The sequence below is a fragment of the Lacinutrix sp. YIN62 genome, from assembly GCF_057219185.1.
On sequence record NZ_JBXVVH010000002.1, the window covers coordinates 165,934 to 181,314 of the forward strand.

15 protein-coding genes and 1 riboswitch are annotated in these 15,381 nt (G+C 32.6%); of the genes, 8 read left to right on the forward strand and 7 right to left on the reverse strand.

Annotation, left to right across the window (positions count from 1 at the left end):
• Positions 1 to 78: 78 nt before the first annotated feature.
• Entirely contained in the window at positions 79 to 1,422 is a 1,344-nt protein-coding gene (gene purB / locus AC2D8I_RS02170) for an adenylosuccinate lyase (RefSeq protein ID WP_484704349.1), read from the forward strand.
• 101 nt (positions 1,423 to 1,523) lie between these two features.
• On the opposite strand, the gene AC2D8I_RS02175 is transcribed toward purB, so the two are convergent.
• The 4 genes from AC2D8I_RS02175 to AC2D8I_RS02190 are packed head-to-tail and all read right to left on the reverse strand — an operon-like array spanning position 1,524 to position 3,673.
• Complete coding sequence (locus tag AC2D8I_RS02175; protein WP_484704350.1) at positions 1,524 to 2,066, reverse strand: DUF4252 domain-containing protein; 543 nt, start codon at positions 2,064 to 2,066, stop codon at positions 1,524 to 1,526.
• Positions 2,067 to 2,086: 20 nt separating this feature from the next.
• Complete coding sequence (locus AC2D8I_RS02180) at positions 2,087 to 2,686, reverse strand: DUF4252 domain-containing protein (protein WP_484704351.1); 600 nt, start codon at positions 2,684 to 2,686, stop codon at positions 2,087 to 2,089.
• 23 nt (positions 2,687 to 2,709) lie between these two features.
• Positions 2,710 to 3,177 (reverse strand): hypothetical protein, encoded by a 468-nt coding sequence (locus AC2D8I_RS02185; RefSeq protein ID WP_484704352.1) that lies wholly within the window; start codon positions 3,175 to 3,177, stop codon positions 2,710 to 2,712.
• Complete coding sequence (locus tag AC2D8I_RS02190; RefSeq protein ID WP_484704353.1) at positions 3,164 to 3,673, reverse strand: RNA polymerase sigma factor; 510 nt, start codon at positions 3,671 to 3,673, stop codon at positions 3,164 to 3,166. The genes AC2D8I_RS02185 and AC2D8I_RS02190 overlap by 14 nt, the downstream gene beginning before the upstream one ends.
• A gap of 133 nt (positions 3,674 to 3,806) precedes the next feature.
• On the opposite strand from AC2D8I_RS02190, the gene AC2D8I_RS02195 reads away from it, so the two are divergent.
• Positions 3,807 to 5,222, forward strand: a complete 1,416-nt coding sequence (locus AC2D8I_RS02195) for a S41 family peptidase (RefSeq protein ID WP_484704354.1) — start codon at positions 3,807 to 3,809, stop codon at positions 5,220 to 5,222.
• Positions 5,223 to 5,234: 12 nt separating this feature from the next.
• Complete coding sequence (locus AC2D8I_RS02200; RefSeq protein WP_484704355.1) at positions 5,235 to 5,933, forward strand: Dph6-related ATP pyrophosphatase; 699 nt, start codon at positions 5,235 to 5,237, stop codon at positions 5,931 to 5,933.
• A gap of 133 nt (positions 5,934 to 6,066) precedes the next feature.
• On the opposite strand, the gene AC2D8I_RS02205 is transcribed toward AC2D8I_RS02200, so the two are convergent.
• Both AC2D8I_RS02205 and AC2D8I_RS02210 read right to left on the reverse strand, forming a co-directional pair.
• A complete protein-coding gene (locus AC2D8I_RS02205) occupies positions 6,067 to 7,107 on the reverse strand; it encodes a DUF5074 domain-containing protein (RefSeq protein ID WP_484704356.1) in 1,041 nt (346 codons plus the stop codon).
• 6 nt (positions 7,108 to 7,113) lie between these two features.
• Positions 7,114 to 8,946 carry a TonB-dependent receptor plug domain-containing protein gene (locus AC2D8I_RS02210; RefSeq protein ID WP_484704357.1) on the reverse strand — a complete coding sequence of 611 codons (1,833 nt, stop codon included), beginning with the start codon at positions 8,944 to 8,946 and terminating at the stop codon, positions 7,114 to 7,116.
• Between the two features lie 32 nt (positions 8,947 to 8,978).
• Positions 8,979 to 9,218: riboswitch (cobalamin riboswitch) on the reverse strand.
• A gap of 123 nt (positions 9,219 to 9,341) precedes the next feature.
• Here AC2D8I_RS02210 and AC2D8I_RS02215 point away from each other — a divergent pair.
• The 5 genes from AC2D8I_RS02215 (at position 9,342) to AC2D8I_RS02235 (ending at position 14,505) form a co-directional block, all read left to right on the forward strand.
• Positions 9,342 to 10,499 (forward strand): ABC transporter substrate-binding protein, encoded by a 1,158-nt coding sequence (locus AC2D8I_RS02215; RefSeq protein WP_484704358.1) that lies wholly within the window; start codon positions 9,342 to 9,344, stop codon positions 10,497 to 10,499.
• Complete coding sequence (locus tag AC2D8I_RS02220) at positions 10,500 to 11,531, forward strand: FecCD family ABC transporter permease (RefSeq protein ID WP_484704359.1); 1,032 nt, start codon at positions 10,500 to 10,502, stop codon at positions 11,529 to 11,531. It begins immediately after the preceding gene.
• Between the two features lies 1 nt (position 11,532).
• On the forward strand, positions 11,533 to 12,327 hold the full coding sequence (locus AC2D8I_RS02225; protein WP_484704360.1) for an ABC transporter ATP-binding protein: 795 nt from the start codon (positions 11,533 to 11,535) through the stop codon (positions 12,325 to 12,327).
• 132 nt (positions 12,328 to 12,459) lie between these two features.
• Positions 12,460 to 13,845, forward strand: coding sequence for a DNA recombination protein RmuC (locus tag AC2D8I_RS02230; RefSeq protein WP_484704361.1), 1,386 nt, complete (start codon positions 12,460 to 12,462; stop codon positions 13,843 to 13,845).
• 120 nt (positions 13,846 to 13,965) lie between these two features.
• Entirely contained in the window at positions 13,966 to 14,505 is a 540-nt protein-coding gene (locus AC2D8I_RS02235) for an acyl-CoA thioesterase (protein WP_484704362.1), read from the forward strand.
• 73 nt (positions 14,506 to 14,578) lie between these two features.
• Here the strand turns inward: AC2D8I_RS02235 and AC2D8I_RS02240 are convergent, their stop codons facing one another.
• Positions 14,579 to 15,328, reverse strand: coding sequence for a T9SS type A sorting domain-containing protein (locus tag AC2D8I_RS02240; RefSeq protein ID WP_484704363.1), 750 nt, complete (start codon positions 15,326 to 15,328; stop codon positions 14,579 to 14,581).
• Positions 15,329 to 15,381 lie beyond the last annotated feature (53 nt).

Below are 15,381 nucleotides of genomic sequence, written 5' to 3' on the forward strand. Positions count from 1 at the left end.
TAAAATCTAGAATAGAACTTCTAACAAACTTAGCTATCTTTACGGCTTTTAAAAAAAACAACAACACAACACAACACTATGTCAGTATCAACATTAAATGCCATTTCACCTATAGATGGGCGTTACAGGAACAAGGTCGATGTCCTAACCAAGTATTTTTCTGAAGAAGCCCTTATAAAATACCGCGTATTGGTAGAAATAGAATATTTTATTGCACTTTGTGAACATCCGCTTCCTCAACTTTCTACTGTTCCTACCTCTACTTTTAATGCACTAAGAGCAATCTACAAAAACTTTACCGCTGAAGATGCGCAAGCCATAAAAGATATTGAAAAAGTAACAAATCATGATGTAAAGGCCGTAGAATATTTCATTAAAGATAAATTTGATGCTTTAAACCTACAAGATTACAAGGAGTTTATTCATTTTGGTTTAACTTCTCAAGATATAAATAACACTGCTGTTCCTTTAAGTATTAAAGATGCTTTAAATGCCGTTTATATCCCTGAATACTTTACGGTTTTAGAACGCTTAAAAGCGCTAGCTAAAGATTGGGCTAATGTCCCTATGCTAGCAAGAACTCACGGACAACCAGCTTCCCCTACACGCTTAGGAAAAGAAATAGAGGTTTTTGTTGTACGTTTGGAAGAACAATTTAACCTATTAAAAAGCATTCCAAATGCTGCTAAATTTGGAGGAGCTACAGGTAATTACAATGCTCATAAAGTTGCATACCCTACTATTGACTGGAAATTATTTGGTGCTAAATTTGTACAAGAAAGACTAGATTTACACCACTCCTTCCCTACTACACAAATAGAGCATTACGACCATATGGCAGCACTATTTGATTGCCTAAAACGCATCAATACCATAATTATTGATTTAGATCGCGATATATGGACTTATGTCTCTATGGATTATTTTAAACAAAAAATTAAAGCCGGAGAAATTGGAAGTAGTGCTATGCCACACAAAGTAAATCCTATAGATTTTGAAAACAGTGAAGGTAATTTAGGAATTGCCAATGCGATTTTTGAACACTTATCTGCCAAACTTCCGATCTCTCGATTACAACGTGACCTTACAGACAGCACTGTTTTACGTAATATTGGCGTCCCGTTTGGTCATACTTTAATTGGATTTAAATCGACCATGAAAGGCTTAAATAAACTATTGCTAAACGAAGCTAAATTTGCTGCCGATTTAGAAAACAATTGGGCCGTTGTAGCTGAAGCTATACAAACCATTTTACGTCGTGAAGCCTATCCTAATCCTTATGAAGCTTTAAAAGGCTTAACACGAACTAATGAAACAATTACAAAAACATCTATTTCTAATTTTATAGAGACTTTAACTGTAAGTGATAGTATAAAAGCAGAACTAAAAGCTATTTCTCCTAGTAACTACACTGGGATATAATATAAAACGGTTCGTGTAATTTATACGAACCGTTTTTTACATAAACAAAAAAGGATTGCGCCAACAATCCTTTTTTTATAAACATATAAACTATAAATTCTTTAATTAAAGAAATTCATAATACCTTCTAATTGATTATTATCAACTTCTGCATTTTGTAACTTACTAATCAATGCAACCATCTTTTCTGGGTCCATTTTATCTCCCAAAACGCGAACAACACCGAACCCCATTTTACTAGAACTAGCTAGTACCAATATTTCATCTACGGTTTTATCATCACCTATTGCATTCACTCTAAATTTCATGCCATCAAAGCTAAACTCCATTAATTCATTCTGCTTTTCATTTTTAAAAATGGTTTTAACCTCACTAAGTTCTTTCTTATAAGCATCTAAATTATCTTGTTCTGCTTTGTAAAGTAAAATATTTAATTTCTCTAAAGAATTTAATGTTTCTTTTTGCGCTTCTGTTAGGTCTACTTTAGAAAAATCTACAACCTTAGCAGATAAGTCAAAAGCCTTAAAGTCTGGTAAATCTTGGTGTTCTACAATGTAGGTTTGTATTGATCCTTCATTCTTACAACTTAACAGTGTTATTGCAAGTAAACAGGTTAAAATTATAATTTTGATTAATTGTTGCATCTTTACTAAGTTATTGGGTTCTATTTATTACTTTTCTTATCCAATTCTTTACCGCCAGGTAAGTTCATCTTACTGGTTAATTTCGAAATTTGATTTAAATCAATATCGCCTGTAAAAGAAATAACAACCGTTTCTATACTCCTATCCTTCCCTTGAATATTAATCTTTGCGCCTTTCATTTTTTCATCCAATCCGTTAACAAACATTAGAAGTTCTGAAACGTGATCTGAATCTTTTCCTTCCTTTACATAAAATTTCACTACTGTACCATCATCTTTAATTTCCATTAACTCTTCTAGGCTATTGGAGCGAGATTTCACCCATTGGGCAATATCTGCAGCTATCGTTTTATTATCTGTAGCCATCGTTTTAAAGCTGGTGATGCTATTTACCATCTCTAAAAACTCCTTGGCGTCTTTATCATCTGTATCTATATCTATTTTCGCCAACATTTGAAACATTTTAGGTTTAATAGAAACATATGTTACATCATCATTGTCATTATATTTTTCAAAAATATTATTTTGAGCCAACGCTGTTAATGGCATTAACAATAGTGCAAAGACTAGTAGGATAACATTTTTTTTCATAGTATTCATTTTTATATTTATTGCTTTCATAATCTCTTATTTTAAAATTTCTTTTAATTCTTTTTAAAAATTCGTTCCATTGGGTTTTTCATTTCGTCAAGGTAAGTCACTTGCTTTGTTGCTTTATCAATATTACCCAGATAATTTACTTGAGAAGTCCCTTTATTTAATTGTTTTGAGACTAGTTCTAAAGAAGCTCTTACCTGTTGTTGTGCTAACTGCAATTCTGTTTCCGAAAAGACCTCCGACTGCTTATTAAAGTAAAATCCAAACATAAGAACAACCACCGCTGCTACCGATAACCATTTATAGTCAAAGCCTTTTTTAGTTTTTAATGGTATGGTTTTAGTAAACTGTTCCTGTTGGGTTACCAAAAAATAACGAAACATAGGCTTATACATTTCTAAGTGTGGCGCTACAGTCTCTTGCGAAAAATAGTCTTTTAACTGCTGCTCTTCTTTTAGTGATGTCTCACCTTTCTCGTATTGCTCTAGTAAATTTTCTATATTATTTAACACCATAATTATGTGTTTTAGTTAATCTTTCTCGTATTGTTTTTCTTGCCCTAGATAAGGTTACGCGTATTGCTGTTTCCTTCATATCTAGCATTTTAGAGATCTCTTTAAAATCATATTGTTCGATATCTCTTAATTGAATTACCAATTTTTGCTGTTCCGGTAAATCTTTCATTATCTTATCTACCCAATCAATACTATCATTCAGTTCTACTTGTTTCTGCAAAGTAACGTTATGATCTTGATAATTACTATGTACTATTTTTAAATTCTGCGATTGCTTGGATTTTAACTTATCGAAACAAAAGTTTTTGGTCATAGTCATTGAAAAGGCTTCAATATTCTTATATTCTTTTATTTTTTTCTTGTTTTTCCATAATTTTATCAAGACCTCTTGTGTTGCATCTTCTGCTTCTTCTGTCGAAACAAGAAGCCGTTTTGCCAAACGAAAGACCTTATCTTTAAAAGGGGTTACAATATTTAAAAACTCAGACTGTGTCATTCTTTGATTGTGCTTATAAAAACTTTTTTGTCGCTTTATGTTATTACGACGACTCCCTTTTAATTTTGTTACAAATAATTTTTAATTTCAATTAAAGTACTTATTTTTAAACTGAAAAAGAAAAAACTTATAAATGAAAAACGCTCCTAGAATTGCTTTATTCTTTATGACATCCTTATTTTTTACAGGTTGTTTTGAAGACCTTGATGATACCCCGACTACAAATACCTCTGTTAATGATTTTGTATATAAGGCAATGCATTCCTTCTACTTATACCGTGATAATGTTCCTAATTTAGTAGAAAACAAAAGTTTAAATGCTGATTACGACAATTTTTTAAATGGATTTTCTACTCCTGAAAACTTATTTGAAAGTTTAATATACGACAGACAGAGTGTAGACAGGTTTAGTTGGATTACTAATGATTACTTAGCGCTCGAACAGCAATTTGCAGGTGTTAGCACAACTAATGGAATGGAATTTGGGTTAAGACGGTACACTGAAGGAAGTAATGCTATATTTGGATATATACGCTACATACTCCCTAATACAAGCGCGGAGAATCAAGGCTTAAAACGCGGAGATTTATTTTATGCTGTAAACGGCACGCCTTTAACAGTAGACAACTGGAGAGGCCTACTTGAAGAAGATAACTTGACCTTAAATATGGCTGCTTATAATGATAATGGTACAACAAACACAGCCGATGACAGTATAGACACAACAGAAGACGTTAAAGAACTCACCAAAGCCCCTTATACTGAAAACCCTGTATTTAAAACAGAGGTACTAACCGTAGAAAATGAAAAGGTTGGTTATTTAATGTACAATGGATTTACCCCCAACTTTAACGACCAACTAAATGCTGCCTTCGCAAACTTTCAATCTAATGCTGTACAACATTTAGTCTTAGACTTACGATACAACCCTGGCGGTTCTGTTAATACCGCAACACTTCTTGGAAGCATGGTTACAGGTCAGTTTAGCGGACAAGTTTTTTCAAAATTAGTCTATAATGACTTGCAACAATCCAATAATGCAACTTTTAATTTTGAAACAGATGTTAATAGTTTAAATTTAAGTACGGTATATGTCTTAACCACCAATAGTACAGCTTCTGCAAGTGAAATGATTATAAATAGCCTTGGCGCCTACATTAATGTTATTCAAATAGGGACGAATACAACCGGTAAGTCTCAAGCCTCTATAACCTTATATGATTCTCCTAATTTTAGCAGATCTGGTGCTAACCCTAGCCATACTTATGCTTTACAGCCTTTAGTCGCTATTTCTGTAAATAAAAATAATGATCAAGTACCTCCTAATGGCATAGCTCCATCTCCTGAGTTCCCACCGCTTACAGAAACGATAGGTAATTTAGGCATTTTAGGAGATGTAAATGAACCTTTGCTAGCTACTGCATTAATGCATATAACAGGTAACATTAGTAAAGTACAAACTCTTAATACCTATAAATACACCGAAGAGGTTGGAGAGACTAAAGATTTAACTCCATTTGCCAAAGAAATGTATATTGACCACAATTAAATAAGATTTACTTTGGAAAAAAAACATAAAACTTACTTTAACTGGAGTACAGGTAAAGATTCGGCATTAGCGCTATATTATATATTACAAGATCCTAATTATTCAATCGACGCTCTAATAACAACGATAAATGCACATTACAATCGTGTTTCTATGCATGGCTTACATACTAAACTGCTGTTAAAACAAACAGAAGCGATAGGAATTCCTTCCCATTCTATAGCACTTCCTGAACAACCGAGTATGGAAACCTATGAGCAAATAATGCATAACGCTTTAAACACATTAAAACAAGATGGTTTTACACACACTGTGTTTGGAGACATTTTTTTAGAAGATTTAAAAACCTATAGAGAACAAAATCTAGCAAAGTTAAACATAGAAACACTTTTTCCACTTTGGAAAAAAAATACGGCCACTCTTATAGAGACCTTTTTAAATTTAGGATTTAAAGCCGTTGTGGTCTGTGCAAGTGCAAAATACTTTGATAGAGATTTTGTTGGAAAAACACTTACCAAAGCGCTTATTGCTAGTTTGCCTACAGGTGTTGACCCTTGTGGTGAAAACGGAGAATTTCACACCTTTTGTTATGATGGGCCTATTTTTAAACAGCCTGTAGCCTTTAAAATAGGTGAAAAAATTTACAGAGAATACGACACTCCCAATGCAGAAGTATCTAAAACTGGATTTTGGTTTTGCGAATTGATTTAAAGCCTAAACATAACATATATAAAATAAAATCGAGCGTTATAGAAATGTCATTATAATGATCAAATTCTAAACTACGCTCGATATTATTTAAAGTTCTAGAAATTTATTTGTTTTAAAACCCTCTTAATTTTTTTTAGTTAAAATAAACCTCCCCAGGATTAACTCCCACAAAGATAGATCTGGTTTCCACTTTGGTATCTAAATCATATATCTTCAAAGTACCATCAGTAGTAAAATCTCCTGCATCAAGACCATACAATAGACCGTTTTTCACAGACATATCATAAAAATTCACTCCAGAAAATTCTGAAATTGTAGGAAATGAAGTTGCTGACTCGTTAACCTTATAAACTGCTCCTGCATCATAAAAATAGAAATCACCATCAGCGTAATTTAATTTTGACGGAGACATTAAAGTGCTATCGAAATTTAGCGTTTTAATAATTTCATTTGAATTAACATCAATTTCTACTAGATTTTCTGAAGATAAAACCCATAAATCACCATTTGAATCTAATTGCAAAGAATTAGGGGAACTTCCAACGGTAATACTTTCTTGCAATTCATCTGTAAGTGTATTAATAACATCTACTTTATCACCACTTCCATAAATACCTGTCGCAACAAAGACTTTATTATCTATTGATGTAATTTCCTCTGGCAAATAACTTGTAGCTATAGTTTCTACTACAGTATTTGTTTCTAAATCAATAACTAACAATGAATCATCTGTTGTATCTGTATAATCGCCCCAAGCTGTCACATAGCCTTTACCATTAGAAATAGTCATATATCTTGGATTAATAACTCCTGTGTCTATTGTTGTTATAGCTTCAAAAGTATATCTATTAACGACTTCTATTTGATTAGATACATTTATGATTATATAAGCTAAGTCTCCATTAAAAGCCATACTCTGAGCTACAGTTCCTAAACTCCTACCATTAACATTTGAAAAGATATTATTTTCAATTGTTAAAAAATCATTAGAGATATAAGATACAGTTCCAACACCTCCACTAAACTGACCTTCATTTGAAATTAAAATACCATCTTCATAAGCAGCAGGCGGTTCTGGATCTATAATTGGAGCAGAATTGTCGTCGTCATTACTACAAGATGTAAACGTTACACCAATTGCTAAGGCAATTAAAGCTATTTTGTTAAGTTTCATTTTTTTTTAAAATTTAATTGTTGTTTGTATTTGATAGTTTCTATTTTGCATTGGACGCAATGCTACGTTTTCGTAATATTTATTATACAGATTATTTATTTTAAAATTAAACGCATAATGAACGGCTTTACGTTTATTAATGATATAACTAACACCAATATTAGCTACAGTATAATTAGGTAATATTTTTCGTTCTAATGTGTACACTTCACCAGTATACAAATGCTGATAAAACATCGTAAATGTTTTGTAATGGTATGCTAAAGATGCATTTGCTTTATGAAACGGGACATAAACGAGTTGCTCTTTTGTTTCTACATTTTCAGAAACTGTATAAGAATAATGCCCACTCCAACTAAAACGATGACGATTAATATTATAATGTGATTGCACTTCTACTTCGGCGCCATAGCTTTTAGATTCTGCAACATTAATTGGAGACCAAGTCCCTGTATTATCTGGTTTCCATAAAATAAGATCCTTGGTATCAATATAATACCCGTTTAACTTAAAGTTGATTTTTTTAAAATTAAATTGCTGCCCTAAATCTATTTGATAAGAAGATTCTGGCACCAAATCCATATTTCCGCCAGGAGTCCAAAACAAATCGTTAAAGGTTGGTATCCTATAATTTTTTGAACCATTTAATTGCAGAGTATAATATTTCGTTACTGCATAAGCTGCATCTGCAGAAAACACAAACGGGCTCTCAAACCCCGATGTAAAATCTTTCCTAAGGTTAATACCATAATTCCATTTTTCTGCTGGTTTATGATTTAATAAAGCTGTAGCAGAAAATGCGGTTCTTTTAGGATCTCCAAAACTACTTCCAGCACCTTCATAACTATTGTAATCTAAAATAGTTTTGAATTGCAATGTCTCGGATAAACGAACATTCAAACTATGATTGAACAATAGAGTATTAACCTTTCCAAAAGAATAATTGTCCTTGTCTTTATTCTCAAAATATCGAAATAACTCTTGTAAATGCGCTACTTTAAACTTAGAACTAAATTTCCCAGACAAACGCGACCATTCTAGCATTGTACGGTAGTTTTCATCTTCGTATTTACTACGCCCTACAGCGACGAGCGTTCCAGAAAGATTGCGTTCCCCACTAAAACTCTGATGGTATAACTTAAGGACATCTTTTTCTGAAATAAAATAGCCCAAATTCACATTGAGATTCACATTATTATACTGCCCATTTTCATTGATTTTATCCGTACCTAAGTATTTATAATCGTTTTTAGATTCGATATAAGCGATCCCTATATTCCCTGAAAATGTTTCGCTCCCATAGGTTGCGGTATAACTACTATTTTTAGTATTAAAACTGCCATAAGACAACCTTAAACTATTTTTAAAATGAGAATAAAATCTTAATTTATTATTTAAATGAATACTCCCCCCAATGGCTCCACTTCCATATTGAACACTCCCACCACCACTACGAATATCTATAGAATTATAATTGGTTGTATTTATAGTATTAAAATCTGTTTGTCCGTTAAGCTGTGAATTAATATTTATTCCATTCCATATTACTGCGGTTTGGGATGCGTTGGTTCCTCTAAAAGAAGGAGAAGAAACCATTCCTGAACCATTCTCTTTAAAATAGATATTAGAATTAAAGGCCAATAAGTGGGTTAAAGACATTTCATTTTTATCTAAAATAGAATCATTAAGCACTTCTACTTTAACTCCAGAAGCATAGTGTTTTAACTTATTATCACTTAACACCACTTCATTTAATGTTTGGATAGAATCTATTTGTGCTTGAGCAATGCTGCAAAAACAAAAAATAGTAAATAGTAGTGTACTAATCGTTTTTTTCATAAATCTTTTAGATTCTTTACCCGAGAATCACTTTTAGATGATAAATTTTGGCAGGTCTCCTGACTTTCGTCCATATTGTTTACCTTCCCAATTTCCTAAAAATCAGTGGTTAGAAGTTTTAACAATAGGCATCACACTAAGGTGACTAAGATTACAGTTGCGGGAACAGTTCAAGACTATAATGCTTTTATCTCATGATTTAAATAAGACTCATGGCATTTCACTTGATTCCCTTTTAATCGATAGGGTTAAAACGATATGATCTTAAATACTTTAAAAGGCTATATCGTTTTTGTTATACCGAACCAAAATTCGCTGCAAAAGTAAGCTTTTTGATCAATGTTCCTTACAAAAGATTAAATAATATTACTTTTGATGTACCAAATACAATCAAATTGAAAACAATAGTCACTTTATTCCTGTTCCTCTCCTTAATTTCTTGCAAAGAAGAAACTAAAGCACCGCCCTTAAAAAGCAATACTAAAGCACAGGTTTCCAATAGCAAAAAAAACACTGCTTATGCCGAAGGATTTAGCATTGAAAACAACGGTAATCATCGCATTTTAAATATTAAGAATCCTTGGCCAAATTCAGATTCTCATTTTAAGTATGTTTTAATTTCAGCAGAAGAAGCTGCCAAAACAACTTTTATGCAAGATCAATATGATGGGATTATAATTACCCCTGTAAATAAAATCGTGGTAACGTCTACAACTCATATCCCTGCCTTGGAATTATTAGGAGTAGAACACTCTCTAATTGGCTTCCCTGGGACTAACTACGTCTCCTCTAAAAAAACAAGGCAACGCATAGATGATGGTTATGTTAGAGAATTAGGTAAAAACGAAGGCTTAAATACAGAAGTGCTATTAAGTTTAGGACCTAATGTTGTTGTGGCCTTTGGTGTTGATGGAAAAAATAAGTCTCTAAAAACTGTACAAAATGCAAAAATCCCAGTTATTTATAATGGGGATTGGGTAGAAAAATCGCCTTTAGCAAAAGCCGAATGGATCAAATTATTTGGAGCTCTTTACAATAAAAGCGAGGCAGCCGATACCATTTTTAAACGTATAGAAACAGACTATCTAAAAGCTAAATCATTAGCCTTTGGCGCCACCACAAAACCAACAATATTAAGCGGTGCCATGTACAAAGATATTTGGTACCTTCCTAGCGGCACCAGTGCAGAAGCACAAATTTTAAAAGATGCTAACACTAATTATTTATGGCAAAATTCTACAGGAAAGGGGAGTCTTTCCTTAAATTTTGAAGTTGTTTTTAGTAAAGCAAAAATGGCGAACTTATGGTTAAGCCCTTCCTATTACACAAGCTTGGAAGCCTTAGAGAAAGCAAACATTCATTATACTGAATTTGAAGCCTTTAAAAACAAAAAAATCTATTCGTTTTCTAACACCACAGGTCAAACTGGAGGCGTCACTTATTATGAACAAGGCATAGCAAGGCCTGATTTAGTATTAAAAGATATTATTAAAATTTGCCATCCAGAATTATTAAAAAATTACACACCCACTTTTTTTAAACGTCTTAAATAATTGACTAAAACACAATCATATAAGATCTATTTCATACTATTACTACTAATAGTAATACTACTCTTTGTGGTAAATGTTAGTTTAGGTTCTGTTAATATTCCATTTAAAGAATGTTTTAATAGTTTTTTTACAAGTCCAGATCACTATACAAATAATGAGTATATCTTTCAAGACTACCGATTACCAAAAGCTATTACGGCCATTTTAGTAGGTTCAGGGTTGGGTGTTTCTGGTTTATTAATGCAAACCTTATTCAGAAATCCATTAGCAGGCCCTTTTGTCCTAGGAATTACCTCTGGCGCCAGTTTAGGTGTTGCTTTAGTTATTATGGGTTCCTCGCTATTAGGAGGCTTTTTAACGAGTCTTTTAATCTCTAAATGGAGCTTAGTTATAGCAGCTAGTTTTGGGAGTTTTCTAGTACTACTTACGGTATTAATAGTTTCGATGCGTGTAAGAGATACTATGGCTATACTTATTATAGGGTTAATGTTTGGGAGCATAACAGCTGCCATAGTAAGTGTACTCTCCTACTTTAGCTCTGCCGAAGAATTACAACAATATATTTTTTGGGGATTTGGAAGTTTAGGAGATCTCCAATGGGGAGAACTTAAAGTTTTTGCAGCCATTTATAGTATCGGTATGCTTTTTAGTATTGCCTCTATAAAAGCATTAAATACGCTTCTTTTAGGAGAAAACTATGCCAAAAGTTTAGGGTTAAATATTAAACAAAGCCGTTTAATTATTATTATAGCAACAAGTCTGTTGGCCGGAACTATTACTGCTTTCGCTGGTCCAATAGCGTTTATAGGTCTTGCAATTCCACATATAACACGACAATTATTTAACACCTCTAGTCATAAAATACTATTGCCTGCCGTATTTTTATTAGGCGCAATAGTTATGCTTATTTGTGATAGTATTGCACAACTCCCGAATACAGATTACACCTTACCCATTAACGCCATAACCTCCTTAATTGGGGCGCCCATTGTTGTTTGGTTACTCGTTAGAAAGAAAAAAATGGTATTTTAATTTGAAAAAAAAGAAACAACATATCATCTTAAAAGCACAAAACTTAACTATTGGGTATGCTTCTAAAAAAGCAGATGCTATTATTGCCTCCAACATTAATATTGAGCTTCATAAAGGCGAATTAATAGGCCTGGTTGGAGCCAACGGTATAGGTAAATCTACATTACTACGTACACTTACACGCGTTCAAGCTCCTATAAGTGGTCATATAACGATTCACGATAAAACATTACAAAGCTACGATGCCTTAAACTTAGCAAAGGTTTTAAGTTTAGTCCTTACCGAAAGTGTTATGTCTAAAAACCTATCGGTCTTTGAACTAGTTGCGCTAGGAAGGCAACCCTATACAAATTGGGTTGGTAATTTATCTAATACAGATATTATTATCACAAATAAGGCATTAGTTCAAACTAATATTGAAAGCTTAAAGCATAAAAAATGTTACGAGCTTAGCGATGGACAATTACAAAAAGTAATGTTAGCACGTGCACTAGCTCAAGACACCTCTATCATTATTTTAGATGAGCCTACAACGCATCTTGACATGTACCATAAAGCCTATATTTTAAAACTATTACAACAACTTGCAAAAGACACTGGTAAAACAATACTCTTCTCCTCTCACGAAATAGATTTAGCGATACAGTTATGTGATAACCTCATCGTTATGTCAAATAACAATATTGTCCAGGACACCCCAAAAAACTTGATTAAACAAGGTGCTTTTAAGAGCTTATTCCCTAAAGATCTTATTATTTTTGATGAAAACACAGGGAGTTTTAGAGTAAAAAAATAAACCTTATGTTTTTCTTTTTTGATCTTTAAAGTAAGAAATAATCTTGTTTTAGTAATTAAATAATAACTTCTATAGTCTAGCTTCCTTCTTATTTCTAAAAAAATTATCTTTGATCTAAATTCTATTCATATAATGACCGACAATCTCATTCTTATCCTTGCAATACTAATAGCTGCTGCCACTGGCGGTTATTTAGGCATCTTGTTTTCTAAACTAAAGAGTAAAAGCGAAAAAAGCACCTTAGAAGAACGTAATACTAATTTGCAACAACAGTTTAATGATTATAAACAATTTACGGAAGCAGAGATTCTGAAACAAAATGACACTTTTAACACCCAATTCACAGATTTAAAGGCAACCATTTCTAAAACTGAAAACGAACGAGAAGCCATTCGCCGTGAAAAAGAATTTTTAAATACCGAATTAACTCGGAAAAATGCTGAATATGAAAACCTTCAACAATTAAATTTAAAACGGGAAGAACAATTAGAAGAACGCCAAGCACAACTTAGAAAAGATTTTGAAATTCTTGCAACTAAAATCTTAGATGAAAAATCTGAAAAATTTACGATTCAAAATAAGGAGAATATCAAAAATATTTTAAATCCTTTACAAGAAAAAATTCAAACGTTTGAAAAAAAGGTAGACGATACGCAAAAAGAAAGCATCAGTTTACACTCGGCCTTAAAAGAACAACTATTAGGGCTAAAGGATTTAAATCAAAAAATGACTAAAGAAGCCACCAATTTAACAAAAGCTTTAAAAGGAGATAGTAAAATGCAGGGAAATTGGGGCGAATTAGTTCTGGAACGCGTTTTAGAAAAATCTGGATTAGAAAAGGACAGGGAATATTTCTTACAACAAAGTTTTACTTTAGATGATGGTTCCCGTGTACTTCCAGATGTTATATTACATCTTCCCGACAGCAAAAAAATGGTTATAGATTCTAAGGTTTCCTTAACCGATTATGAGCGCTATGTCAATGCTGAAGATGAAGAACGAAATACCCATTTAAAAGCTCACATAAACTCTATAAAACGCCATGTTGAACAATTATCGGACAAGAACTACCAAGATTTATATGACATTGAATCTCCAGATTTTGTTTTGCTATTTATTCCTATAGAACCGGCCTTTGCCATAGCTATAAATGAAGACAATTCATTATACAACAAAGCTTTTGAACGCAACATTGTTATAGTTACGCCTTCAACACTATTAGCGACTTTACGTACCATAGATACGATGTGGAATAATGAAAAACAACAACGTAATGCCATTGAAATAGCAAGACAAGCAGGGGCACTATATGACAAATTTGAAGGTTTAGTAAAAGACTTAACTGGTGTGGGTAAAAAGATCGATGCCGCTAAAACAGATTATTCTGCTGCTATGAATAAATTAGTAGAAGGTAGAGGAAATCTTATTACCAGTGTAGAAAAATTGAAAAAAATGGGAGCTAAAGCAAAAAAGGCATTGCCTGAAGCTATTATAAAACGTGCAGAAAATGAAAATTAAATAGAGGATTCCATTTTCACAGATCCATCCCTATAATTAATACTAAAAAACTAATCTAGCTCCTATGATATAACAGACACAATCTATAACGTTATTTATTAACATTTAAATATCTGAATTATGAATACATACAAAACGGTAGATGCCTCACGAATTAGCATTTCGGAATTAATGCTCCCTTCTCATTCTAATTTTAGTGGTAAAATACATGGTGGATATATATTAAAGTTAATGGATCAAATTGCCTTTGCTTGTGCTTCTAAACATTCCAAGGCCTACTGTGTTACCGCCTCTGTAGATACTGTAGATTTTTTAGATTCCATAGAGGTTGGAGAGTTAGTAACAATGAAAGCATCCATTAACTATGTTGGTAAAACCTCTATGGTTATTGGCATTCGTGTAGAAGCTGAACACATACAATCTGGAAAAACAAAACATTGTAACTCCTCATACTTTACTATGGTTGCCAAAAATAATGACGGTAAATCTATTGAAGTTCCCGGCTTAATATTAAATAATAAAAGAGAAGTAAAACGTTTCTTAAGAGCATTAAAAAGGAGCAATAATAAAAAGGAACGCCAATTAGAATATGAACAAGATTTCCTTATTAAAGATTATCTTTCAGAATTGAAAAACTCAAAAGTAAAAATAGATATTTAATTTTTTTGAATAAAAAAGCCTTCTACACTATTACGCTGAAGGCCTTATTTTTAGTATATTTTTATATTATCTTCTAGATCTTAACAAAGCGTTTGGTTAATGTTATATTTTCTTCAATTGAAGTTAACTTTACTAAAAACATCCCATTATTCCATTTAGAAACATCTATACTAGATGACAATGTACTCAAACTCCCTGAATAGACTTTCTTTCCCAAAACGTCAAAAACTTCAAATTTTAAACCTCCTTTAACTAAATTTGGAAGCCCTATATTTAAGCTTAACGCACTTGGATTGGGATAAATTGAAAACGTCTTTATTTCAGATTCTATTTGTGGAGTACTTAAAGATTCTCCCCAAAAAGAGACACCGTTCTCTGCTCCATCGCCCATATATTCATATGGTGCTACAGCATCAATAAAATCTCCAGCTCCCCAAATGCCTTTAGCAACGGCAACGGCCTCTCTTTGATGGCCTCCAGAGCCCCATTCCATATAATCTTGCATAGCAATAGTAGAACTAAAACTATTGGTATCATACAAACCAATTTCTCCATCTCCAACATCCATAGCAACTGTAGCAGTAACGGTAACACTTGTATCTGGAGCCAATGGTGTTAGCCCAGACATATCTTGTGTATAAGATGGAAAATTACATAGCCAATAACCAGAAATATCTACAGCTGCAGCTCCATAATTATGAAGCGTTACTTGATTATTAATAGGATCCACGCCTACGATACGCACTTGAGCGTTGATTTTCAAGCCTATAAAAGCTATAAATACCAGGGTTAACAATAATTTGATAGTGTATTTTTTTTTCATAATATTTTCCTTTTTTCAATTTAAAATTAAACATTTTTATTCAATTTATAGTT

Excerpts from the sequence above, each read along its gene's own strand:
- AC2D8I_RS02205 (WP_484704356.1), bottom strand. The coding sequence starts at position 7,107 with ATGAAACTTAACAAAATAGCTTTAATTGCCTTAGCAATTGGTGTAACG.
- AC2D8I_RS02235 (WP_484704362.1), top strand. The coding sequence starts at position 13,966 with ATGAATACATACAAAACGGTAGATGCCTCACGAATTAGCATTTCGGAA.
- AC2D8I_RS02240 (WP_484704363.1), bottom strand. The coding sequence starts at position 15,328 with ATGAAAAAAAAATACACTATCAAATTATTGTTAACCCTGGTATTTATA.
- AC2D8I_RS02175 (WP_484704350.1), bottom strand. The coding sequence starts at position 2,066 with ATGCAACAATTAATCAAAATTATAATTTTAACCTGTTTACTTGCAATA.
- AC2D8I_RS02180 (WP_484704351.1), bottom strand. The coding sequence starts at position 2,686 with ATGAAAGCAATAAATATAAAAATGAATACTATGAAAAAAAATGTTATC.
- AC2D8I_RS02230 (WP_484704361.1), top strand. The coding sequence starts at position 12,460 with ATGACCGACAATCTCATTCTTATCCTTGCAATACTAATAGCTGCTGCC.
- AC2D8I_RS02190 (WP_484704353.1), bottom strand. The coding sequence starts at position 3,673 with ATGACACAGTCTGAGTTTTTAAATATTGTAACCCCTTTTAAAGATAAG.
- AC2D8I_RS02195 (WP_484704354.1), top strand. The coding sequence starts at position 3,807 with ATGAAAAACGCTCCTAGAATTGCTTTATTCTTTATGACATCCTTATTT.
- purB (WP_484704349.1), top strand. The coding sequence starts at position 79 with ATGTCAGTATCAACATTAAATGCCATTTCACCTATAGATGGGCGTTAC.
- AC2D8I_RS02185 (WP_484704352.1), bottom strand. The coding sequence starts at position 3,177 with ATGGTGTTAAATAATATAGAAAATTTACTAGAGCAATACGAGAAAGGT.
- AC2D8I_RS02210 (WP_484704357.1), bottom strand. The coding sequence starts at position 8,946 with ATGAAAAAAACGATTAGTACACTACTATTTACTATTTTTTGTTTTTGC.